This window comes from Corynebacterium sp. HMSC070E08 (genome assembly GCF_001808895.1).
Taxonomy (GTDB): Bacteria; Actinomycetota; Actinomycetes; order Mycobacteriales; family Mycobacteriaceae; genus Corynebacterium; species Corynebacterium hiratae.
This window is the reverse complement of the sequence record NZ_KV794784.1, coordinates 15,408-37,221: the sequence shown is the minus strand read 5'-3', so window position 1 is coordinate 37,221 and position 21,814 is coordinate 15,408. Positions and strand designations below refer to the sequence as shown.

Genomic DNA, 21,814 nt, shown 5'->3' with positions numbered 1-21,814 from the left:
TAAAGGCCAATCACCATCCTCGACGCAATCGCCACAGCAGCGTGGCTAGGAAGGAACACACAATGCAGTCCCTCTATAGAGCAGCCATCTTCTACCTTGTCATGGGGTTGAGCGCCGGCGTGTTCTACCGCGAGTTCACGCGCGCGAACGATTTCCCGGAGGGACAGTTCACCCAGCTAGGAGTGGCCCATACCCACCTCTTGGCGCTGGGGTTCATGATGTTCCTCATCTTCCTTGTGGTGGACAAGGTCTTCGCCGTGTCCCGCAACACGAAGCTTTTTAACTCCTTTTTCTGGTTCTACAACATTGGCGTTGTGCTTACCGTTGGAATGCTCATCTGGCACGGTAGCTTAACTGTGCTGGGGGAGGAATCGACCGCGATGATCGCCGGAATCGCCGGCCTCGGACACATCTTCATCACGGTGGGTCTGGCACTCTTCCTCGTCGCACTTGGCCGCGCATTGAACGAGCCCGCTAACCCTGCCGCCGCAACTTCTGTGAGCGCCTAGCTATGCCCGCGGCTACAACAGAATCCAGCACGGTGGCACCAACCCGCCGTGACTGGATAAGCCTTGCGGTTTTATCGGTAGGTCTGGGCCTCATCGTCCTCGACGGCACCATCGTCGGCGTGGCATTGCCCGCCATCATCACGGACCTCAACCTGGATATTACCCAGGCACAGTGGGTCAACAGCCTCTACGCGGTGGTGCTTGCCGCACTGCTACTGTCCACAGGAAAAATCGCGGATAGTTGGGGCCGCAAACGAGCTTTCCTTCTCGGCCTCGCCGTATTCGTAGCAGGCAGCGTGTGGGCTGGTTTCTCCGAAACAGCGGGAATTCTCATCTCGGCACGTGCCGTGCAGGCAGTGGGCGCGGCTTTTATCATGCCCTCCACCCTGTCCACCGTGAACGCCGTATTCCGCGGGAAGTATCGTGCGGCCGCATTCGGCGTCTGGGGCGCCGTCATCTCAGGCGCTGCTGCCGTAGGCCCTCTAGCCGGCGGCGCGCTTACTCAGTGGGTGTCCTGGCACTGGATCTTTCTGGTCAACGTCCCCATCGGCCTTTTCGTGGCCGGTGGAGCGGTCCTTACCGTCCGGGAAACCCGCAACCCAGAGACTCGCCCTGGAGTCGACGTCGACGGCGCGCAGCTGAGCGCGATTGCCTTTGGGGCCCTTGTTTTCGCTGTCATCGAGGGGCCCAGCCTTGGCTGGTGGACACCGCAAGCGGAGCTGACTGTGTTCGGGTGGACGTGGCCTACCACCGCGTCGGTATCCGCTGTGCCGGTGGCGCTACTCATCGCCGCGGTCGGATTCACTTTGTTTATCCGTTGGGAGAAGCACCGCGAAAAGGTTCAGCGCTCCGCACTCTTGGACTTGGGGCTATTTTCCTATCCGACGTTCTCGTGGGGAAATACCACCGCCGGTGCGGTAGCCATCGGGGAGTTCGCCATCATCTTCGTCTTGCCGTTATACCTCATTAATGCGTTGGGCTTAAGCGTAATGTCTGCCGGCCTTGTGCTCGCGGCGATGGCCGTCGGAGCCTTCATTTCAGGTGCAGCCGCACGCCACGTCGCTGGGCGCTTCGGCGCCCCTGGCACCGTACTCATCGGCCTGAGCCTCGAGGTCGTCGGTGCTCTCATACTCGCGCAAATTCTCGGTCCCGACACCAGCGGATGGCTCATCGCGCTGCCGCTTGTGATCTATGGAGTGGGCCTAGGATTCGCTTCTGCGCAGTTAACCGGAACCGTCTTGCGTGACATCCCCGTGGAAAACTCGGGCCAAGCTTCCGCGACACAGAGCACAGTTCGTCAAATTGGTTCTTCCCTGGGAACCGCGATTTCCGGTTCGGTCTTTTCCGTCTCGCTAGCGCTGTCTCTGCCGAAGGCGCTTAATACCATTGGCTTCGATGGTCCGGCTGCGGAAGGAATAGCGGAAGCAGCGCGTCAATCGGCTGGGTCGAGTATCGCTGGGCTGCGTGCGCAGGGTGCCGCCAGTCCCTTCGGAGAGGAGACTGCCGTGTTGGTCCGAGCACTCAGCGACGGTATGAGTGATGCAGCGCGTTGGTCATTGCTGACCGCAGTTGCGTTCTTAGGGCTCGGTTTTATTGGTGCGTTGCAGGTCCGCAAAGCAGCGCAGGGCTAAGCAAGGGGGCGTAGCCCACGGTGTTGGCGCAACGGTTTCAGCGAAACATCCAGCAGCGAAGGGTAGGCTCGGCAGCATTGTGAGAAGAGTGCTCTAGGCCAAAGACAACCTAAGGAGATGGATGATGAAAAAGCTCGTCAACTCGCCGGACAACGTAGTAGCCGAATCAGTAGAAGGCTTCGCGTTAGCCCACGGTGACATTGTGACTCGCAACACGGAACCGCTGTTTGTTGCCCGCGCACAGAAGAAAGAACACGGCAAGGTGGCTATTGTCTCCGGTGGTGGTTCTGGGCACGAGCCTTTGCACGCGGGTTTCGTTGGTTACGGCATGCTGGACGCGGCGGTGCCGGGCGCCATGTTTACGTCGCCTACACCGGATGCAATCCAAGCAGCCACCGAAGCGGTAAGTGCTGGGGCGGGCGTTCTTTACATCGTCAAGAACTATACCGGCGATGTTCTCAACTTTGATACGGCAGCCGAGCTGGCTGACTTCGATGATATTGAGGTCAGCCAGGTCATCGTCGACGATGATGTCGCGGTGGAGGATTCTACGTTTACCGCCGGACGCCGCGGCGTGGCAGGAACCTTGTTGGTAGAGAAGCTGGCAGGTGCCGCAGCCGAGCGCGGCGATGATCTTGCTGCGGTGACAGCGGTGGCTAAGAAGGTAGTGGAGAATACCGCGACCATGGGCGCGGCACTGAGCGCCTGCACGGTGCCGCACGTGGGCAAGCCCTCCTTCGACCTTGGGGAAGACGAAGTCGAACTCGGCGTGGGTATCCATGGCGAGCCGGGCCGCAAGGAAATTCCACTGGTTTCTGCCGATGACGTTACTGATCACCTACTCGACCCCGTCTTGGCAGATCTTAAGCTGAGCGAGGGGGAGCGCACCATCGTCGTCGTCAATGGCATGGGCGCCACCCCGGCCTCTGAGCTGTACGTGGTCTACCGCCGCGTGGCCCAGCGTCTCCAGCAGGCTGGCATCGCCATTGAGCGCTCCCTCGTGGGTAACTTCGTCACCAGCCTGGACATGGCTGGGTGCTCTGTTACCGTCATGCGAGCGGACGACGAGGACCTCGCGCTTTTCGACGCTCCCTGCCACACCTCCGCACTACGCCAAGGAATGTAACAATCTAACTATGACGAATTCTGAAACTCTTTCAAGCGCGTGGGCACAGGAATGGATGAAAAGCTGTGCCGAAGCCGCGCGTGAACACCGTGAGGAGCTCATCGAGCTCGACCGTGCCATCGGCGATAGCGACCATGGAGAAAACGTCGACCGTGGTTTCCGCGCCGTCGTCGACAAGGTTGCTGCGGATATCTCTTCGGATGACTCAACGGTCGCTGATGTACTCAAACTAACCGCGAAGACTCTCATGTCCACCGTCGGCGGAGCCTCCGGCCCATTGTTGGGCACCGCCTTCTTGCGTGCGGCGAAGGCCGCCGGCACCGGTGACATTGATGCTTCTACGACGGCTGCGCTTATTGAGGCCGCCCTCGAGGGAATCATGACCCGCGGCAAAGCAACGGAAGGGGAGAAGACCATGGTCGATGCTTGGGCGCCAGCGGCGCGCGCTGCCCGCGACGCCGCCGATGCCGCACAGAGCCCCGCCGAGGTCTTGCGCGCGGCTGCCGACGCGGCCGCAGCCGGCGCGGACGCTACTATCCCGATGGTTGCGACTAAGGGACGCGCTTCCTACCTGGGCGAGCGTTCTGCCGGGCACAAGGATCCGGGTGCCGCCTCCTCGGCGCTTTTCCTCGCTGCGGCTGCTGACGCCGCCGACACTACTGGGAAGGGGGCGTAGAGCATGGCACAGCCGCGCGTTGGACTCGTTCTCGTTTCGCATTCCGCGAAGCTCGCAGAAGGATTGGCTGAGCTCGCCGCCCAGATGGCCGCTGATGTCACCATCCTTCCTGCAGGTGGCTTGGAAGACGGCAGTATCGGAACGTCCTATGACTTCATCGAAGGCGCTATCAGCCACGCCATAGGTCAAGGTCTCAGCGTTGTTGTGCTCACGGACTTGGGCTCGGCAACGATGACCGTCGAATCGGTTCTGGAGTTTCTGGACGAAGAGCAAGCACTGTTCGTTGATGCCCCACTGGTCGAGGCCACTATCGCTGCGGCAACCGCCGCCCAGCAAGGCGATGATCTGGGGGCAGTTGCTGACGCCGCTAGACGAGCTATCGAGGCTTTAACTCCTCAGCAGCCTGCTGCTCCCGGGACTGTGCGCGAGCAAGACCAAGAGGAAGATCCACATCGATACTCGCTGACTGTGACCATTGCCGATGAAGCAGGACTCCATGCCCGTCCCGCGTCCAAGATCGCTGAAATGGCGGCTGAAGCAGAGGGCGATATCGTCCTTACCTATAACGGTGAGGCAGTAGAGGCAGACTCCGCGATGATGCTGATGTCGCTCGGTGCTTGCCAGGGTGCATCGGTGACCATTAGCGGAGATGTCTCCGATAAGGAAGTCATCGACCGGATTGCCACGGCCATCGAGCTGGGGCTCGACGGTTAGAAGCGTGCCCCGAATGGTGCGGCGTGCGGGCACCGTCCCCCGCATGAAAGGACGCTTCCACTGCCTTCGAATAAGGTAAAGGCAGCGTCCTAGTTGAGTTCTCTTGAAAGCGGGGAATCCATGAACCAGCCCGATTACGTACAGGCTTATCCGAATACTTCCCCTTATTCCTCTGCGGGCTCGCACGCGCCGCCGATAGAACACCCTTCCACGCCGAATCCCCTCGCGCCGTGGGTACTGGGGCTGGCGGTGCTTCCGCCACTCGTCATCATCGTACTGTCACTCTTGTGGGGTGCAGTGGGATTCTTGTCGTCGATGCTGACGATCTTTACCGGATGGTGCGCGGTGGGGTTGGGGATCGTGGCGCTCATCCTCGGATCAGGGCGAAGCCCGGAGCATAGGCGAACCGGCATCACAGTGTCCGGGATGATCATCGGATTCTGCTGGAGTTGCATCGCACCGTTCGTTCCCATGGCCATGATGGTGGTCATGGGACTCAATCCCTAGAGCTGTTAGGAAACCCAGAGCCCTGGAACATACAGAAAGAAAAGTGGCGGCGAGGAAAAGATTTCCTCGCCGCCACTGTCGTGTCCGCGGGCTTAGTCGAGATAGTCTCGCAGCACCTGGGAGCGCGAAGGGTGGCGCAGCTTGGACATGGTCTTGGACTCGATCTGGCGAATACGTTCGCGGGTGACACCATAGACTTGGCCGATTTCGTCTAAAGTGCGCGGCATGCCATCGGTGAGGCCGAAGCGCAGACGAACCACGCCCGCCTCACGTTCAGACAGGGTCGTGAGCACGTCCTGCAGCTGGTCTTGCAGCAAGGTGAAGGAGACCGCGTCGACAGCAATGACGGCCTCGGAGTCCTCAATGAAGTCACCCAGCTGGGAGTCACCCTCATCACCGATGGTCTGGTCCAAGGAGATGGGTTCACGAGCGTACTGCTGGATTTCCAGCACCTTTTCCTCGGTGATGTCCATTTCCTTCGCCAGCTCCAGCGGCGTGGGCTCGCGGCCCAAATCCTGCAGCAGCTCTCGCTGGATGCGGCCCAGCTTGTTGATGACCTCGACCATGTGCACAGGAATGCGGATGGTGCGTGCTTGGTCTGCCATCGCGCGGGTAATAGCCTGACGGATCCACCAGGTGGCATACGTGGAGAACTTGTAGCCCTTGGTGTAGTCAAACTTCTCAACAGCGCGGATGAGACCCAAGTTGCCTTCCTGGATGAGATCCAAGAAGGCCATGCCGCGGCCGGTGTAGCGCTTGGCCAAGGACACCACGAGACGCAGGTTTGCCTCGAGAAGGTGGTTCTTCGCCTTGCGGCCATCACGAGCGATGGCACGCATGTCACGCTTTTCCATGGGGGAAAGCTTGGCGGCCTTGTCGCCTTCGGCACGGGCCTTTTCCATCTCATCCATGCGGTACTGAGCGTAGAGGCCAGCCTCGATTCGCTTGGCGAGGGAGACCTCTTGCTCGGCATTGAGCAGGGCGACCTTACCGATTTGCTTCAGGTAGGCGCGGACAGAGTCTGCCGACGCGGTCAGCTCCGCATCTTTGCGGGCTTGGCGCAGGGCTGCGGACTCATCCTCGTCCCAGACCGAGGAACCATCGTCCTCGTCCTCATCAGCGTCGTCGCCCTCGAGGTCATCATCGTCGTCGCCGAACTCGTCTTCATCATCCATCTCGGCGTTGTCCGGATCGAAATCGATATCGGCATCGTCAGTGGTGTCGGCGTCCAACTCGTCGGTCTGATCCTCGGCGAGATCCTCGGAAGACTTGGCAGCTTCAGGCGACGTTGCCTTTGTGGCTGCTGACTTACGCACAGTCTTCTTGGCCGCCTTTTTTGTGGCCTTTTGTGCAGACTTGCGGGTGGTCTTCTTTGTTGCCTTCTTGGCCGTCTTTTTAGCCGTTTTCTTGGCTGTCTTTTTGGCTGTCTTTTTCGCGGTTTTCTTGGCCGTTTTCTTAGCGGTCTTTTTTGCCGTCTTTTTGGCGGTCTTCTGTGCAGGTGCAGATGCCTCGGAGGTGCTCTCGCCCGCGCCGAGTACCTGGTCTGAAGAATCAGTGGCTGCCACGTACGCCCTTTCGACTTGCTCTCTGAGTGGAAACTATGGGGACGCGCAAGTTAGTCGCGACTAGTCCCCGATGCTAGCCCGCCTCCGAGATGAGCAGGGGAGGCGCGCCGCTGGATATTGGATAATCGACAGCCCAGTATAGATCATTTCTTGCACTAGGCGGTGACTGGGGTCAACTCGGAAATGCTGGCCCCCGGTTGCCTTATGGGCGAATACCTTCTTGTGCTGCCATGGCTGCGCCTACTATACCGGCGCGATTGCGAAGCTGAGCTGCAACGACGGGCGTTTCGATGCGGAGGTGCTCTCCCCACTTGTCAAACTTGCGGGAAATTCCTCCGCCGATGACGAAGGCTGAAGGGTTAAACAGGGCCTCATACTCGTGGAGTACGCGGTTGACGCGCTTCGCCCACTGCTTGGTTTTGAGCCCCTCGCGGTCCTTGACGGCTGAAGAAGCTTGGTGCTCCGCCTCCTTCTCGCCAACGATGAGGTGCCCAATCTCCGTATTGGGGAAAAGCTGGCCATCTAGCAGGAAAGCGGAACCAATACCAGTGCCCAAAGTGAGGAAGATGACGGGGCCGGAGCGCGCAATCTCGTCGCCATAAGCCACCTCGGCGAGGCCGGCCGCGTCGGCGTCGTTAAGCACGGTAAAAGGAACGTCGAGGTATGAGCTCAACAATTCCTGTGCATCCGTGCCGATCCAGGATTTATCAATGTTTGCCGCGCTGCGGATTACCTGGTCCTTTACCACCGCTGGCATGGTAATGCCGACGGGACCGTCCCAGTTCTTCTCTTCGATGATCTGGGCAATCACCTTGGCGACGGCGTCCGGCGTTGCGGGCTGGGGAGTAGCAATCTTGAGGCGGTCACCAACGAACTCTCCCGTTGCGAGGTCGACTTCGGCACCCTTGATGCCAGAGCCTCCAACATCGATGCCGAAGGCGTGGCCTTCGTGCTGCGGGCTCGGTTTCGTGTCCTGGTGCTGTGATTCATGGGCGGTCATACCGACAGTCTATGTGGGCCCGCGCGATGATGCGGCATGATCCGAGGGATGAAAAGGGCAGTAGCGGTAGTGCCGTGCGGTTTGCGGTGCGTGACGCGCTTTTTGGGCTGGCGGTAAGCACAGACTGTGATGAAATTCTTGCGGCCCGCTATAGAGCTGGAATCAGCAGGTCACAGGGGTGAAGGAGGAGTAATAGGGGGTAGGATAGTGCAGGGTTTGGTGCCCCCACGGCGGGGCGAGTGTGACACAGAGGCCAGTCTGGTTTAGGATGCCGTCGATAAATACACATACCTATCGATCTGACTCACAGGGGCAAGCATTATGGCCACGGATTATGACGCACCGCGTCGCCGCGCTGAAGACGACCTCGAGGCCGATTCCCTCGAGGGCCTGAAGGCGGCTGAAAGCGATAACAATGGCATGGATGACGATGGAGAAATCGTCGAGGCCTTCGAACCGCCGTCAGTGGACCTGACCGGTGAAGAGCTCAACGTCACCGTCGTTCCGCGCAAAGAAAACGAGTTCACCTGCTCTGTATGTTTCTTGGTGCAGTCCAACAAGCGCCTTGACCATGAAGAGGACGGCGAGCCAATCTGCATGGACTGCGCCTAGTAGGCCAGTTTCACCGAGGCGTGGCTGAGGCCTTAATTCAAGCCTTAATTGCTGCGCCTTGTAGCTGCTGCGGCCTGCTCGGGGACAAAGGCTGCGAGGAGTTTTTCGGGGTTGGTGGATCCGATGAGCCAGTAGGGCGTTGGATCTTCGGGGTCATCGAGGACGAGCATGACGTGTTCGGGTACCCAGCCGTGTGTGACGAGGAAGGCAGCCGGATCGAGCTGTGGACCGAGCGCGTTGCGGCGTGCAGTGGCCGGCACCGCGGTACTGCGGGCGACAACATCGTTCGGCAGCTGCGCGTCCTTGACGGTGAGCCACCGTGTGCCGTCGGCATCCTGTTCCACCTGCACCACCGTGTTGGACCATGTCAGCAGGACCCACGCGGCGATGGCACTGAGCAGGATGGCGGGGACGATGACCCACATGATTCCACGGTTGAGGCTGACTGTGGCGGTGGAGATCGCTACAACAAAGGCCGTCATCAGCCACCAGTACCACGGCACCCATTGGCGCTCACGGTAGAGGATCACTGGGGAAGCGGCTGGTGCCGAGGGGGAAGCAGACGAAGAACTCGAAGTCATGACCTTCGAGTCTAGCCGTCGGGGAAGGGGAGAGCCCAACACGCAGAGTAGGCGCGGCTGCCAGGCTGACGCGGCTTCCAGCCCTGACGGTTGGGGATGGAGGGGACAAGGTAGGCTGGGCCGCGTGAATGAGCAACACCCTCTCGTAGATCCAGTTAGTCCCTTCGGCGACATTCAGGTCAAGCGCCTTGATAAGGAGCTTCCGCTACCGCATCGCGCTCACGGCGGCGATGCGGGCGCGGATCTCTACGCTGCTCACGACGTTACTTTGCGGCCCGGCGAGCGCGCTCTTGTCGGTACGGGCATTGCCCTTGCCCTGCCGATGGGCACGGTAGGCTTGGTCCACCCGCGCTCGGGCCTGGCGGCCAAGCACGGCATCTCCGTCGTGAATACCCCCGGCACCATCGACGCCGAGTATCGCGGTGAGATTAAAGTATGCCTCATTAATCACGACCCAGAGGAGACCTTTGAGGTCACGCGGGGAATGCGTATCGCGCAGTTGATTGTCCAACGCGTGGAGCTGGTGGGCTTCCAGGAAGTCGAGGAACTTGATGACACCGCTCGTGGCGACGGCGGGTATGGATCAACCGGCGTTAACTAAGTTCAACAAAGCAGACACGGAATGAGGAAGGCTTAAACTATGGCGATGTGGCCCTTTGGAAAAAAGAAGAAGAACTCTGCCGTCCACCAGGAAGAGGCGGCTACCGAGGCCGTGGCCGAGGACACCACCACAGTGAACCCGGCAGCGGAGAACGCAAACGATGGCGCCACTGAGGCCGCTCCCGAGCCAACCACTGGTCTTGTCCGTGAGGATGAAGATGATGCTCAAGCTTCTCTAGCCGTGAAGGCTGTGGCTCACGATGCCATCAACGGCGACATGGGTCCCTACGATGGCGATAATGTCGACATCGCTGAGTTTAACTTTGAGGACTTCTCCGTAGGCCTGTTGGATCTGGGCTCACTGCGCATCCCGCTGCCGAAGGGCTCACAGGTCCAGGTGGAGATGGGCCAGGAAGGCCCGCGCATGCTCCACATTCTCACCCCACACGGCCGCATGACCCCAGTGGCCTTTGCCGCGCCGCGCACGCCGGGGCAGTGGGCGGAGTCTGCGGAGGACATCATCAAAGGCTTGGAAGCCGATGGTTTCGCTGCCCACCCGGAGGATGGCCCGTGGGGTTCTGAGATCGTTGGCAGCAGCGAGAAAGGCGGCATACGCATCATTGGTGTAGAGGGGCCGCGGTGGATGTACCGCCTGACCCTGGCCGCACCTGCCGGCAAGGAAGAGGAATTGGCGCAGCTAGGGCGCGAAGTCGTTGCCCGCACCTTTGTCTACCGCGGTGAGGATCCCATCCTGGCTGGCAGCTCCCTGCCTGTCACGCTTCCGCAGCAGCTGGCTGAGCAAGTTCAGCAGGCGCTGAAGGAACGCCAGCAGCAGGCCGCGCAGGCAGCCAGCGCGGATAGTGCAGCGCCAGCGGACACGGCCACGGAAACAGAAAAGACCGCGGAGTCCCAGGCCCGCGAGCAGTTGCGCGACCTCGAAGACAACGAGAACAAGTAGCGCACTTCAGCCTGCCGGCCAGACCCCTCCGGCACTACCGAAAAGGACCCCTTAAGCACGTGACCAGCCCTACTCCCGAAGAGCGCGAGCCTTACCGCCCCCCGGCGTCTGCGCATGACCCCGATACCACCGAGCGCGCTACTGAACCTGCCCCTGAGCCATCCTCGAATCCTGGCGCCGACATGGCGGCAGGACAAGCGACGGTGTCGCCAGAAGCTGATCCGGAGCCGTCGTTGCTCGACCAGATGGGTGGGCTGACCGGGCTCGTGTCTGCGACCCTGCCCGTGCTGGTTCTCATCCCGGTCAACAACGTCTGGGGGTTGGGGCCGGCGCTTGTTGCGGCACTGGGCGTGGCGCTGGCTATCAGCCTGTGGCGCCTTGCCCGCAAGGAAACCCTGCAACCAGCTTTTTCTGGTCTGCTGGGCGTGGCCATCTGCGCCGGAATCGCGTGGTTTACCGGGGATGCCAAAGGCTATTTCCTCTACGGAATTTGGATGTCGCTCGTGCTGTTCATCGTCGCGATCGTTTCCATTATTCTGCGCTGGCCGCTTGTCGGCGTGGTATGGAAAGGCCTCAACGGTGAGGACATGGGGTGGCGCACAGTGCCACGGGCGCGACGCTCCTATGCCTATGCCACCGCCGGGTGGGCGACGGTGTTCATCGCCCGTTTTGCGGTGCAACGCGCGCTCTACGATGCCGATGCCACCACAACGCTTGGTATCGTCCGCATTCTCATGGGCTGGCCGTTAACGGGTATTGTCACCCTCCTCACTATCTGGATGGTGCGCCGCGCGAATGCCGCCGTGGAGGAAGCACAGGGCAGCGACACTACGTCGCAGGGCGGCGACAACTCTAAGGAGAAGATCCATGACCGCGACTGATCACAACTTTGCGAAAGATCAGAGCGCCGCTGCCGGAAGCCTGAGCAAAGGGCAGTCATTCGACACCACCATCGAACGTATGGGGCACGGCGGTGTCGGAATCGGGGCGGCCCCCGACGGACGCGTGTGCTTCGTCTCGGGTGCCTTCCCCGGCGACCATGTCACGGTGACTGCGACCAAGGTGAAGAAGTCCTTTGTGGAAGCCGCGCTGAGTTCCGTCGTACAACCTGGGCCCTACCGTGTCGAGTCTGTGTGCCCGGCCGCGCAGCGTGGCGCCGGCTGTTGTGACTTCGCTGAGCTCGATCCCGCGGCGGAGCCAGACATCAAGGTCGCAGTCTTGCTCGATCAGCTGCGCCGCGTGGCTCACATCGAGGATGCTCCCGACGTCGAGACCATCGATGTGGCACCGCATCGCGGGTGGCGTACGCGGGTGCGGTTGGGCGTCGACAAGCAGGGCCGTGCTGGTCTGCGCAAGCGTGGCTCCACGGAGCTCGTCACCGACGTTGCGTGCAGCCAGCTGATTCCGGGGCTCGTCGACGGCCTAGTGGGGCCTGATGCCCGTACCTTTAATCCAGGTGCAGAGGTAATCGCGGTCATGGATAGCGACGGCAATAGGCACGTCGTGGAAACCCGGAAGGCGCCGCGGGGGCGGCGAATCGAGACCATTCGAGAGGTCATCGAGGCGCCAACTGAGAATGTGGTGCAGCGTGCTGACGGCCACGAGTTCCGCTTCCCGCCCACCGCTTTTTGGCAGGCGCACGTCGGAGCACCGGACGTTTACACCAGCCTTGCACGCGAGTGGCTCGGCGCAGAAGGCCACGGGAACGGCGGTGAACCTGAGGCAGCGGACGAGCCCGCTGTACATGCAGTGGCCTGGGATCTGTATGGCGGCGTTGGTCTGTTCGTTCCCGCGCTCGCAGATGTCACCACACCCCAGGGCGGGCACACGGCCGTGTATTCCGTCGATTATTCGCCCGCAGCAGCGGCGCCGCAGCCGGGGCTCGCAGGCATTGACGTGCACTTCCGCACCGCCAAGGTGGAGCAGGTGGCCAGCCAGCTTCCGCAGCCGGCGTCGGTGATTTTGGATCCGCCGCGTACCGGTGCTGGCAACGACGTGGTGGCCGCTGTCGCCGCGGCAAAGCCGCAACGCATCCTGCATATCGGTTGCGATCCCGCTACGTTCGCCCGGGACTTGGCTGCTTGGTCGGAGCATGGTTACCGCGCGAAGCGCCTCGCCATGGTGAATGCTTTCCCCGGAACGCATCACTTTGAAACCCTGGCACTCCTGGTTCCACTGGCCTAGGGCGCACAGGGGGCGCCGCGGGAGTGGTCGGGCAATGATTGACGCGTCACGCGTGTCAACGGGTACGGTGGTAAAGAAGAAAACGATCGATGAAGGGGTTTAAGGCAAGCTCTATGGGCATTCTGGATTCCATTCAATCACCAGGCGATCTTAAAGCCCTGAGCAAGACGCAACTGGTTGAGCTCGCGGCGGAAATCCGTCAGCGCCTTATTGAGAAGGTGTCCGCTACAGGCGGCCACCTAGGCCCTAACCTGGGCGTCGTGGAGCTCACGGTGGCGATCCATCGCGTCTTCGATTCCCCGCGCGATCCCATCGTCTTCGACACGTCACACCAGTCCTACGTGCACAAAATGCTCACGGGCCGCGCCTCCCAATTCGATACTCTGCGTCAGAAGGGCGGTTTGTCCGGCTACACGGATCGCGCAGAGTCAGAACACGATTGGACCGAATCCTCGCACGCCTCGGCAGCGCTATCCACGGTGGACGGGCTCTCCAAGGCTTTCAAGATTCGGGGTGAATCCCACCGCAATGCCGTGGCGGTCGTGGGCGATGGCGCCCTTACCGGCGGCATGTGCTGGGAAGCCCTCAACAACATTTCTGCCGACAAGGACCGCAACGTTGTCATCATCGTTAATGACAATGGGCGTTCCTATTCGCCGACGATCGGTGGCCTCTCAGAGAATCTGGGGCGCATTCGTGCGCAGCACGGATACGACGAGTTCATGGCGCTGGGCAAGAAGCGCCTCAAGTCCATGGGTTGGGTAGGCGAGCGCACCTTTGATGCATTGCACGCGGTCAAGGAGGGTGTGAAGTCGACCGTCATGCCCACGGAGATGTTCCCGGAGCTGGGCATCAAGTACATTGGCCCGATTAACGGCCACGACATTGAGGCAGTTGTGCGGGCGCTGAGCTACGCCCGCGACTATGACGGTCCCATCATCGTGCACACGGTCACCGAGAAGGGGCATGGCTTTGCTCCTGCGGTCAACGAGCCGAAGGACCAGATGCACTCCACCGGCGCCATCGACCCGGTCACCGGTGTATCTAAGGGACAGAAGCAACCGGGGTGGACCGCGGCGTTCTCGGAAGAATTGATCAAGGCGGGCCACGCCCGCGAGGACATCGTTGCCATTACTGCCGCCATGGCTGGGCCGACGGGGCTAACCCCCTTCCAAGAGGAGTTCCCGGAGCGCTTTTTTGATGTCGGCATCGCTGAGCAGCATGCCATGGCTTCTGCATCCGGTCTGGCGCTGGCCGGGATGCACCCGGTGGTGGCGGTGTACTCTACGTTCCTCAACCGTGCGGTGGACCAAGTCATCATGGACATTGCGCTGCTCAAGCTGCCAGTGACCATTGTCCTCGACCGCGCCGGTGTCACGGGCTCTGATGGCGCTTCACACAACGGTGTGTGGGATATGGCGCTCATGAGCATCGTCCCCGGCATGCGCATCGCCGCCCCGCGCGATGGTGCCCGCCTGCGGGAACTCTTTAACGAAGCCATCGCAATCGAGGATGGCCCGACCGTGGTGCGCTTCCCCAAGGGCAACCTCCTTGATGACCGCGACGAACTCAAGCGGCTCGATGACGGGGTAGACATCCTGAGCTATTCCGATGCTGCTGCCGCTACGGAGGAGGCTACTGATGTGCTTATCGTCGCCATCGGTGCCATGAGCGCGCGTTCCCTGGGTGCAGCTGAGCTGCTCGAAGCCCAAGGCTTCAACGTGACCGTCGTGGACCCGCGCTGGCCGGTACCGGTACCGCAATCCATCATCGCGTTGGCGGCCGATCACGATCTCGTGGTGACGGTGGAGGATGGCATCCTGCGGGGCGGTGTGGGGTCCATGGTGGCCGAGGCCCTCGACGCCGCCGATGTGGACACTCCAGTACACAGGCTCGGCGTACCCGGCTGCTTCCCCAAGCATGCCAGCCGTGGAGAAATCCTCGAGGACTTTGGCTTGACCCCGGAAGGCATTGCGAACTCAGTGCGTGAGTGGGTAGCTGCACGCGATGCTGAGGAGTCTGCTAAGAGCGCGGGGGAGTAGGGCGCATCCGGGCTAACCCGCGCTGCAGGAGCGGCGTGGCCAGCTCGACTTGCCAGTCGCGCGCGCCCTGGGAGCGCAGGAAATCGGGGAGATCGGCATCTTCCGCGATCTCCCCCGCGACGCCGCCTTCTGGCCCGAACGCTGCCCACACCGCTGTACGTATCAGACTGGGTTTGAGGATCAGCTCGTAGCTCATGCGCAGTTCGTCACCGAGGTCCTCGAAGTCATGGCGGATCTCGCAGTAGAGCTGCCACAGCTCGGGAAAATCCCGGTTAAATACTGATTTGGAGGGCACCGGGCGGGGGCTGCGCAGTGGCTTTGGCCACTCCTGGCGCGGGCTGTCCAGCGCAGTCGTGACGGCATCGAGCCAGCGCAACGTAGCCCCACCGCGGCGGCGGGGGAAACCTTTAATCTGATTGATGTCGTGCGGGGTGCGAGGCACGCGGCGCGCTATGTCCACGAGCACGCGGTGCGGCAGCACCCGGTTGGGGGCGATGTCCTGGGAACGTGCGATGGATTCGCGGCGTTGCCACAACTCGCGAGCCACGGCGAGCTGTTCGCGTGTGCGTAGCGAAGACACACCTTTCAGCTCCCGCCACGTTCGAGGCTCAGGGCCGGTAATCCCGGCATGCTCGTCCACGATCCGGTCGAATTCTTCAAAGGCCCAGTCGAGTTTGTCTTCTTCCGCAAGGATGTCTCGCAACGTCACAGCAAGTTCGTTGAGCAGCTCCACGTCGAGCGCCGCGTAGTTGCGCCATGTCCGGGGAATGGGTGTTTGGGACCAATCGGAATCGCCGTAACCCTTTTCCAGTTCGACGTCGAACAGCTCCAGCACCATCGCCCCCAGGTTGGGATGCGCAAAACCGGCGAAGCGGGCGGCAAGCTCGGTATCGAACAGTGTTCCGGGGTGTAGCCCCAGCCAGGCCAGACAGGGAAGATCAGAAGGGGCGGCGTGGACTACCCAGTCCTGGCCGTTGAGCACCGGCGCTAGCGCGGAACTCAGTTCATGCCGACGATTCTCCGGGGCAAACAAAAGCGTGCCTGCGCCTTCCCGGCGAATTTGCACTAGAAAGGCGCGGTCATCGAAGCGGTAGGCCGACGCGCGTTCGGTATCAATTGCGAAGGGTCCAGTCCCCGCGGCCAGGCGCGCGGCACCCGCCTGGAACTCACGGGGAGAAAGCAGGACTTTTGGCGTGCCGTCGGCGGGGACCTGGCGCAGTTCGCTCATGTTAGCGCCCGAGCTCGGTGACGCCCTCGGGCGGCAGGCCTGCGACGAGAGAAAGCACCTGTGCAAAAGCCTCGACGTGTGGGGCAAGATCCAGGTCGGCTGCAGTCCAGGACGCGCGCATTTCCAACTGATAGGCGCGCGGAGGGCCTCCGATCTCGCCGAAGCGCACCGAAGCAGTCGAGGTGACAGTACCTCCGAGGTTGGTGTGTGTTGCCTCGCGCACGTCGAGGGATTCGGTGAGCCACTCCCAGGCGACGTCGGGAAGCAGCGGGTCCCCGGCTACGGCATCCTCCAAGTCTGCCTGGATGTAGGCCACCAGGCGCATCGCACCTTCCCAGGCTTCCTCAGCGCCTGGGTCGTGCAACAGGATAAGGCGGCCGAAGGCATCACCCTCAGAGTCGGTGGGGATAGCCTCCTCCTGCTCGTGACGCTCAACCTCCAGGCCAATGGCATGGCTGAACGGGGCCAGTCGCTGCGGGGGTCGGATGGTGCCCAAGGTGATTTCTGGGCGCAGCTGCGCAGCGTGGAGGGACTCGACGGCCTCCGTGAAGGCAGCCGGAGTGCTCGGTTCTGCGGGGCGCGATTCGGCGGGAGAGGCGGCGGCGCGATCGTGCAGGTTGGTCGGTGCCCCTGCAAGGTTGCGCGAAGAAACGTCGGAATTGCTCACGGGGTTCAAGGTATAAGCTCCGCCCGTGTGGCGGTGGAAGGCGCGCCGAAAGGCTAGTGGCGCGCGAGGGCGTCTCCAACTTATGATGGATAAGAAACTTTGTCGGTTGAAAAAAAGGAGAGAGGCATGTCGAAGGTCAACTTCGCCGAGCTCAACAAGGTCCAGCGCTACTCGCAGCACGCGGTGTTCCAGGTCATCCCGGGGGCGCTGGGCACTGAGCGCGAGGAGATCGTCGCGCAGGCGCAGAAGTTCTTCTCTGAGCTCGAGGAAGCAGGCGTGGTTATCGTGCGCGGTATCTACGATCTGTCCGGAATGCGGGAGAGCGCTGACTTCATGATCTGGTGGCACGCTGAGGAATTCGCCGACATCCAGAAGGCCTTCGCGGACTTCCGCCGCGAGACCGTCCTGGGCCAGGTCTCTGAGGTGACGTGGGTAGGAAACGCCTTGCACCGCCCGGCGGAGTTCAACAAGTCCCACCTGCCGTCCTTCATCATGGGCGAGGAGCCCGGTGAGTGGATTTCCGTCTACCCCTTCGTGCGCTCTTACGACTGGTACACCATGGACGAGGAAAAGCGCCGCCGCATCCTCATGGAGCACGGCATGCAGGCGCGTGATTATCCGGACGTGCGCGCGAACACCGTGCCGGCCTTCGCGCTGGGTGACTACGAGTGGATCCTGGCCTTTGAGGCCCCGGAGCTGCACCGCATCGTGGATCTGATGTACCTCATGCGCTACACCGAGGCGCGCCACCACGTGCGCGAGGAGATTCCCTTCCACACCGGTCGCCGCGTGAAGGATGTGGCTGAGCTCATCGCGATTTTGCCTTAAAGGGTCGTTATAGCGCCGGAAGCCGGTTGAGGGTTTAGTCCTCGACCGGCTTTTCTTCTAGGTTGAGGCAGATGGAATTGATGCAGTAGCGCAGGTCCGTCGGCGTATCGTATCCCTCGCCTTCGAAGACGTGGCCTAGGTGGGACTCGCAGTTGGCGCACAGCACTTCAATGCGGCGCATGCCCAGTGAATTGTCCTCGCGCTCAATGACGGCGTTGCCAGCCAAAGGGGAGAAGAAGGACGGCCATCCGCAGTGCGATTCAAACTTTTCCGTGGAGCGGAAGAGCTCGGCGCCGCAGGCTCGGCAGGAGTACACGCCTTCGGTGGTGGTGTTGGTGTATTCGCCGACGTGCGGTGCCTCGGTGCCGGCCTCACGCAGGACGTGGTACTCCTCAGGACTCAGGCGCTGGCGCCATTCGGTATCGGCAATGAGCTTGAAATCAGTCATGCGGGAATCTTATCGCTCGACTGAGCTTGCCGGCTAGCCCCTCGTTCCGCGCTCCACCAGCCGGCCACGGAGGCAGCGGTCACGACGATGAGCAGGCCCCACCCGATGGTGGCGATGAACACGCTCATCCAGTGCGCGGCGGTGGGCATGCTGGACGACGTCCACTCGAGCGGCGCCAAGAATAAAAATGCGGCCAACCATGCTCCCCACGTGTGGAAGACCGAGCGGCCCAGCACCACCGTAAACAGCATTGGGATAAGCCACATGGAGTAGTATTGCTGTCCCAAGGAGGAAAGGAAGAAGATCCCGACCATGATGGCACCACTTGTGCTCAGCGCCCAGAAGGTCGGCTCGCTGTCGCGCCAGCGCAGCAGACCGAGGATCGCCACTGCGGCTAGCGCCGCGAAAAGGATCCAGATGGGGTAGTAGATGACGCCGGGGAGATCGAAGTAAGCGCGCACGCCCGGCCATGAGGCGTTGGCGTAGTCGCGCGTGGTGGACAGGTAAGGAAGAAGGTTGGCGCGGAAGCCTTCCGCGCCCGGAACGAACGGCCATGCAGCAACGTTGCTCCCCAGCGGTATAGCCACGCCCAAACCTAAGGTGAGCCAGCGCTTGCGCACCAAGGCGAGGAAGAGCAGCGGGGCAAATTGCGGCTTAACCAGAATCGCCAGACCGATGCAGAGTCCAGCGGCCCATCCGTGTTTATCCAACAAAGCCAGGAACGCCACCATCGCGAGCAGCAACAAGCCATTGATGTTGGTAAAGACCAACGTGTTGATGACTGATTCGGTAGCGAAGGCTGCGGCGATGCTGACCGGCCACAGCGGGCCCCGCAGGCTGTGACCTACGAAGCGGGTCAGCAGGGCCAAGGCAGCGACGATGGCAGCGGCGTTGGCCAGAATGAAGGCGATGCGCGCGTGTTCCTCAGACACGAGTCCTAAGGGAGACAGCAGGACGGTGGCCCCTGGGTTATACAGGTAGAGCGGTTCCACGAAGGAATAGTTCTGTTCATAAACCGGGTTGCCTTCCCACAACCTCCGGATCGCGCGGTAGACGGTGCCGAAGTCATCAGTCACCGAGCCGTTAACAGCGAGCACGAACACGCGGTGAAGGACTAAAACGATGGCGGCGGGCCAGGCGGCGGCCGTCCACAGTCGCGCGGAAGCTGGGGATGAGGGAGCCGGAGAAGTCACGGCAGCAAAGTTTACGGGGTTTGTGCGCGCCGGTAGCGCAGAAACACCGTGCTGTCGACGGTGTCGACGTTCTCCAGCTCGAGCTTGAGCGCGGGGGAGGTGGCCTCGCCGTCGACGACGGGCTTTTCGACGGAAGGGGAAAGGTGCGGATCGAGCGTCAGATAAAGCTGGTCGACGAGGCCTTCTGCGATAAAGGCGGAATAAACGGATGGGCCACCTTCGCAACTGATGCGGCGCGCGCCTAGAGCGTGAAGAGCTGAAACAGCCTCGCTCATGGTTCCGGTACCTGTGCTGATGACTTCGGCACCGGCGTCGGCCAAGCGCCGTGCCTCGGGCGAAGACGCGCGCTCTGCCGGGGTAAGCACGATGGGGCCTGCTGCAATGAAATCCTCGAAACCGGCAAAATCGAGGGAGTGGCTAAGCACGGCGAGGCGCGTGCTTGTCGACGGCCCATATTCCTCCGCCTTCACCGTGGCTGAGCCGACGACGGCAATATCGGACCACTCGCGTAAAGCCGCCAAGAGCTCGGCGTCAGTGTCGTTACCCATGGGACCGGAAGTGCCATCGATGGTGGCGGAGCCGTGGAGCGTACTCACCGCAATCAAGCGGATTCCTTCTCGGTCTGGCCCCAGTAGGCGTTCTATCAGCGCAGTGTCACTCATGGCGCCCCACGGTACCGCAAAGGGTGGCTACTGCCTGGGGAAGTGGATCTCATGCCATTAGGCGCGCTGGAGCCGCCATGTGCCGAAGCGCAGCGCGCAGGCTCCCCAATGGAGCAATAAGAGCACCAAGAGAACGAAGGACAACCGGTGCCAGCCTTCATTCCATGAACCTAGGCACAGTGTTCCGACCGGGAAGGTCGAGCCCCACCAGCCGGGGCTGTAGGGAGTCCACTCGAAGACCGCTCGGTAGAAGCAGTACATTGCGAATGCGACGCAGGGTGCTCCAATGGTGAACATGATGATGCCGTAGAGGTGGGCGTCAAAAAGCAGTGTCGAGGCTGCCGTTGACTGTCCAACCACGCCGAGCGGGATCCACGCTGTCCCTGCAGCTGCCCCGCGCGGCCTTTCTCGGCGTTGTACAAGGGACCAGTAACAGTAGGCGAATAGTGGAATTGCGGTGATGAACGTGAGGAAGAAGCATAACTCGCCGGCAAAGTGGTAGAACTGCCCGTGGTTGATAGCCAACTGACCTGCGGAGGTCGCCGCCACCATGGGAGAAACAAGTGCCAGGCCCCAAGGAAAAGCGGGCTTGTCGTAGAGGTGCGGCTGTTTGAACAACCCCCATAGCTGCCACAAACAGACCACCACCGATAGCGGTGCACCAATCCACCAACTTGCCAACTGGAAGGCATCGCTTCCGGTAAGCGCGGTCCATGCCGAGCCGCACGCCAGCAGCCCCATCGTGTACATGCCCCACGCCGCCATGTTCTGGTGCCGGGGAGGCTCATTCTTCGTCCCCGCGGTAACAATCACCAGCAGCACCGCTGCGATAAAAGCGAAGACGAACTGCGCTACGCCTAAACCATGCAACCCCGACAAAGTCGATGCAATCGAGGTACCCATCAAGGCACCGGCCCAGGCCGGGCCGCACTTTGGCAACCGCATAAAATCACCCTATTCCTGCACTTGTTGCTATCGAACCCTTATGGAGCAATCGGATAAGTGTGCGAGGGGGACAGGTTCAATGTCATGCAGTCTTGTGTAACCGTGCCGTGTCCCCAACGCGTCGAGGTTTTCGTCTAGCCCTTGTGGCCAAGATGAGGCACAATGAGAAAACGCCCCCGCGAGAAACCATTAATGTAGATTTATAATCCACATAGTATCCACGCGAAGGCTTGTGCCACATGCTGCAGGTCTCTGACCTGCAGTTATGATGGTGGTTCTAGCTGGGATTGAACCAGCGACCTTTCCGGTGTGAACGGAACGCTCTCCCACTGAGCTATAGAACCTCGGTGCAGCACTTAAGGTACACCGCGCGTGTAGTAACCCCCTAATCGTCCAGCTCAAACGCGCTTTAAGCTGTATGTGTGGGCGCTGGCTGTCGTGGTGGAATCGGTAGGGGGTCTCTTGTTGTCATCGCCGCCGCTCGCTGTAACTGCAGTCTCAATCACACTGATGTAATCCGCAGGCTTTGGGGAGTCTGGGGATTAGTGCCGTGGGCTGCGGATTTGGAAACTACGGCGGCGCACGATAAAGTTTCTTCTCGCACCACGGCATACCGGCCGGGAACGTGCAATGCGGATGTAGCGCAGTTGGTAGCGCATCACCTTGCCAAGGTGAGGGTCGCGAGTTCGAGTCTCGTCATCCGCTCCAAGACTTTCTTGACGCCAAACTTTTTGGCATAAGTGAGTGGAGGGTCTTGATAAATACATATGCGCGATTAGCTCAGTGGGAGAGCGCTTCCCTGACACGGAAGAGGTCACTGGTTCAATCCCAGTATCGCGCACAAGGACTTTGTCCTAGAAACCGGGCCTGGTTTCGAATGCGGATGTAGCGCAGTTGGTAGCGCATCACCTTGCCAAGGTGAGGGTCGCGAGTTCGAGTCTCGTCATCCGCTCCAGCACATGTAGTGTGTGAGGCGGTATCGCCACGGTGGAATGGCCGAGTGGTGAGGCAACGGTCTGCAAAACCGTGCACACGGGTTCGATTCCCGTTTCCACCTCAAATGCTGGCGCCCAAACAGGGCGCTGCGAGCGCGTTTAGCTCAGCGGGAGAGCGCTTCCCTGACACGGAAGAGGTCACT

The 21,814-nt window shown here is 61.2% G+C and carries 22 protein-coding genes and 6 tRNA genes (1 of these 28 running past the window's edge); 17 read left to right on the top strand and 11 right to left on the bottom strand.

Going from position 1 to position 21,814, the window contains the following annotated elements:
• The first annotated feature begins 62 nt into the window (after positions 1–62).
• From HMPREF2526_RS09010 to dhaM, 5 genes are all read left to right on the top strand, one after another.
• Positions 63–509, top strand: coding sequence for a DUF2871 domain-containing protein (locus HMPREF2526_RS09010; protein ID WP_070513130.1), 447 nt, complete (start codon positions 63–65; stop codon positions 507–509).
• 2 nt (positions 510–511) lie between these two features.
• Positions 512–2,140 carry an MFS transporter gene (locus HMPREF2526_RS09005; RefSeq protein ID WP_070513133.1) on the top strand — a complete coding sequence of 543 codons (1,629 nt, stop codon included), beginning with the start codon at positions 512–514 and terminating at the stop codon, positions 2,138–2,140.
• Between the two features lie 124 nt (positions 2,141–2,264).
• Positions 2,265–3,266 (top strand): dihydroxyacetone kinase subunit DhaK, encoded by a 1,002-nt coding sequence (gene dhaK, locus HMPREF2526_RS09000; RefSeq protein WP_070513136.1) that lies wholly within the window; start codon positions 2,265–2,267, stop codon positions 3,264–3,266.
• A 10-nt stretch (positions 3,267–3,276) separates the two neighbouring features.
• The gene (gene dhaL, locus HMPREF2526_RS08995; RefSeq protein ID WP_070513139.1) at positions 3,277–3,942 is read left to right on the top strand and encodes a dihydroxyacetone kinase subunit DhaL; all 666 of its coding nucleotides are present in this window, start codon (positions 3,277–3,279) and stop codon (positions 3,940–3,942) included.
• A 3-nt stretch (positions 3,943–3,945) separates the two neighbouring features.
• Positions 3,946–4,656: a dihydroxyacetone kinase phosphoryl donor subunit DhaM gene (gene dhaM, locus HMPREF2526_RS08990; RefSeq protein WP_070513142.1), complete on the top strand. Its 711-nt coding sequence runs from the start codon at positions 3,946–3,948 to the stop codon at positions 4,654–4,656.
• 164 nt (positions 4,657–4,820) lie between these two features.
• Here the strand turns inward: dhaM and HMPREF2526_RS08985 are convergent, their stop codons facing one another.
• The 3 genes from HMPREF2526_RS08985 to ppgK form a co-directional block, all read right to left on the bottom strand.
• Complete coding sequence (locus HMPREF2526_RS08985; protein ID WP_070513145.1) at positions 4,821–5,147, bottom strand: hypothetical protein; 327 nt, start codon at positions 5,145–5,147, stop codon at positions 4,821–4,823.
• A gap of 108 nt (positions 5,148–5,255) precedes the next feature.
• On the bottom strand, positions 5,256–6,728 hold the full coding sequence (locus HMPREF2526_RS08980; RefSeq protein WP_070513148.1) for an RNA polymerase sigma factor: 1,473 nt from the start codon (positions 6,726–6,728) through the stop codon (positions 5,256–5,258).
• A 202-nt stretch (positions 6,729–6,930) separates the two neighbouring features.
• A complete protein-coding gene (gene ppgK, locus HMPREF2526_RS08975) occupies positions 6,931–7,728 on the bottom strand; it encodes a polyphosphate--glucose phosphotransferase (RefSeq protein WP_046648180.1) in 798 nt (265 codons plus the stop codon).
• A gap of 321 nt (positions 7,729–8,049) precedes the next feature.
• Here ppgK and HMPREF2526_RS08970 point away from each other — a divergent pair, with 321 nt between their 5' ends.
• Positions 8,050–8,340, top strand: coding sequence for a DUF4193 domain-containing protein (locus HMPREF2526_RS08970; RefSeq protein WP_070513154.1), 291 nt, complete (start codon positions 8,050–8,052; stop codon positions 8,338–8,340).
• A 44-nt stretch (positions 8,341–8,384) separates the two neighbouring features.
• Here HMPREF2526_RS08970 and HMPREF2526_RS08965 read toward each other — a convergent pair whose 3' ends face one another.
• Positions 8,385–8,921, bottom strand: a complete 537-nt coding sequence (locus tag HMPREF2526_RS08965; RefSeq protein WP_070513157.1) for a DUF3093 domain-containing protein — start codon at positions 8,919–8,921, stop codon at positions 8,385–8,387.
• 124 nt (positions 8,922–9,045) lie between these two features.
• On the opposite strand from HMPREF2526_RS08965, the gene dut reads away from it, so the two are divergent.
• The 5 genes from dut to dxs all read left to right on the top strand — a co-directional run bounded on the left by dut (position 9,046) and on the right by dxs (position 14,705).
• Positions 9,046–9,522, top strand: a complete 477-nt coding sequence (gene dut / locus HMPREF2526_RS08960) for a dUTP diphosphatase (protein ID WP_070516901.1) — start codon at positions 9,046–9,048, stop codon at positions 9,520–9,522.
• Between the two features lie 39 nt (positions 9,523–9,561).
• Positions 9,562–10,479, top strand: coding sequence for a DUF3710 domain-containing protein (locus HMPREF2526_RS08955; RefSeq protein ID WP_070513160.1), 918 nt, complete (start codon positions 9,562–9,564; stop codon positions 10,477–10,479).
• A gap of 182 nt (positions 10,480–10,661) precedes the next feature.
• Positions 10,662–11,360: a DUF3159 domain-containing protein gene (locus tag HMPREF2526_RS08950; RefSeq protein ID WP_070516979.1), complete on the top strand. Its 699-nt coding sequence runs from the start codon at positions 10,662–10,664 to the stop codon at positions 11,358–11,360.
• Positions 11,347–12,663 carry a class I SAM-dependent RNA methyltransferase gene (locus HMPREF2526_RS08945; RefSeq protein ID WP_070516903.1) on the top strand — a complete coding sequence of 439 codons (1,317 nt, stop codon included), beginning with the start codon at positions 11,347–11,349 and terminating at the stop codon, positions 12,661–12,663. The genes HMPREF2526_RS08950 and HMPREF2526_RS08945 overlap by 14 nt, the downstream gene beginning before the upstream one ends.
• A gap of 113 nt (positions 12,664–12,776) precedes the next feature.
• Positions 12,777–14,705 carry a 1-deoxy-D-xylulose-5-phosphate synthase gene (gene dxs, locus HMPREF2526_RS08940; RefSeq protein WP_070516982.1) on the top strand — a complete coding sequence of 643 codons (1,929 nt, stop codon included), beginning with the start codon at positions 12,777–12,779 and terminating at the stop codon, positions 14,703–14,705.
• On the opposite strand, the gene HMPREF2526_RS08935 is transcribed toward dxs, so the two are convergent.
• Together HMPREF2526_RS08935 and HMPREF2526_RS08930 are read right to left on the bottom strand one after the other, a co-directional pair.
• On the bottom strand, positions 14,686–15,933 hold the full coding sequence (locus tag HMPREF2526_RS08935; protein WP_070547096.1) for an HRDC domain-containing protein: 1,248 nt from the start codon (positions 15,931–15,933) through the stop codon (positions 14,686–14,688). The two genes, dxs and HMPREF2526_RS08935, sit on opposite strands and share 20 nt — an antisense overlap.
• A 1-nt stretch (position 15,934) precedes the next feature.
• Positions 15,935–16,600 (bottom strand): DUF3000 domain-containing protein, encoded by a 666-nt coding sequence (locus HMPREF2526_RS08930; protein WP_175973075.1) that lies wholly within the window; start codon positions 16,598–16,600, stop codon positions 15,935–15,937.
• Positions 16,601–16,726: 126 nt separating this feature from the next.
• Here HMPREF2526_RS08930 and hemQ point away from each other — a divergent pair, with 126 nt between their 5' ends.
• On the top strand, positions 16,727–17,428 hold the full coding sequence (gene hemQ / locus HMPREF2526_RS08925; protein ID WP_070547094.1) for a hydrogen peroxide-dependent heme synthase: 702 nt from the start codon (positions 16,727–16,729) through the stop codon (positions 17,426–17,428).
• Between the two features lie 34 nt (positions 17,429–17,462).
• Here the strand turns inward: hemQ and msrB are convergent, their stop codons facing one another.
• From msrB to HMPREF2526_RS08900, 5 genes are all read right to left on the bottom strand, one after another.
• Entirely contained in the window at positions 17,463–17,876 is a 414-nt protein-coding gene (gene msrB, locus HMPREF2526_RS08920; protein ID WP_070547092.1) for a peptide-methionine (R)-S-oxide reductase MsrB, read from the bottom strand.
• The gene (locus HMPREF2526_RS08915; protein ID WP_070547089.1) at positions 17,873–19,069 is read right to left on the bottom strand and encodes a glycosyltransferase family 87 protein; all 1,197 of its coding nucleotides are present in this window, start codon (positions 19,067–19,069) and stop codon (positions 17,873–17,875) included. The genes msrB and HMPREF2526_RS08915 overlap by 4 nt, the downstream gene beginning before the upstream one ends.
• Before the next feature lie 11 nt (positions 19,070–19,080).
• Complete coding sequence (locus HMPREF2526_RS08910) at positions 19,081–19,731, bottom strand: dihydrofolate reductase family protein (protein ID WP_070547087.1); 651 nt, start codon at positions 19,729–19,731, stop codon at positions 19,081–19,083.
• A 57-nt stretch (positions 19,732–19,788) separates the two neighbouring features.
• The gene (locus HMPREF2526_RS08905; RefSeq protein WP_070547084.1) at positions 19,789–20,676 is read right to left on the bottom strand and encodes a TDT family transporter; all 888 of its coding nucleotides are present in this window, start codon (positions 20,674–20,676) and stop codon (positions 19,789–19,791) included.
• 269 nt (positions 20,677–20,945) lie between these two features.
• A tRNA-Val gene (locus tag HMPREF2526_RS08900) sits at positions 20,946–21,020 on the bottom strand.
• A gap of 288 nt (positions 21,021–21,308) precedes the next feature.
• Between HMPREF2526_RS08900 and HMPREF2526_RS08895 the strand changes: the two genes are divergently transcribed.
• The 5 genes from HMPREF2526_RS08895 to HMPREF2526_RS13510 form a co-directional block, all read left to right on the top strand.
• Positions 21,309–21,384, top strand: a tRNA-Gly gene (locus HMPREF2526_RS08895).
• 61 nt (positions 21,385–21,445) lie between these two features.
• A tRNA-Val gene (locus tag HMPREF2526_RS08890) sits at positions 21,446–21,517 on the top strand.
• 38 nt (positions 21,518–21,555) lie between these two features.
• A tRNA-Gly gene (locus HMPREF2526_RS08885) sits at positions 21,556–21,631 on the top strand.
• Between the two features lie 31 nt (positions 21,632–21,662).
• Positions 21,663–21,733 (top strand) — tRNA-Cys (locus HMPREF2526_RS08880).
• 31 nt (positions 21,734–21,764) lie between these two features.
• Positions 21,765–21,814 (top strand) — tRNA-Val (locus tag HMPREF2526_RS13510); it runs 132 nt beyond the window's last position.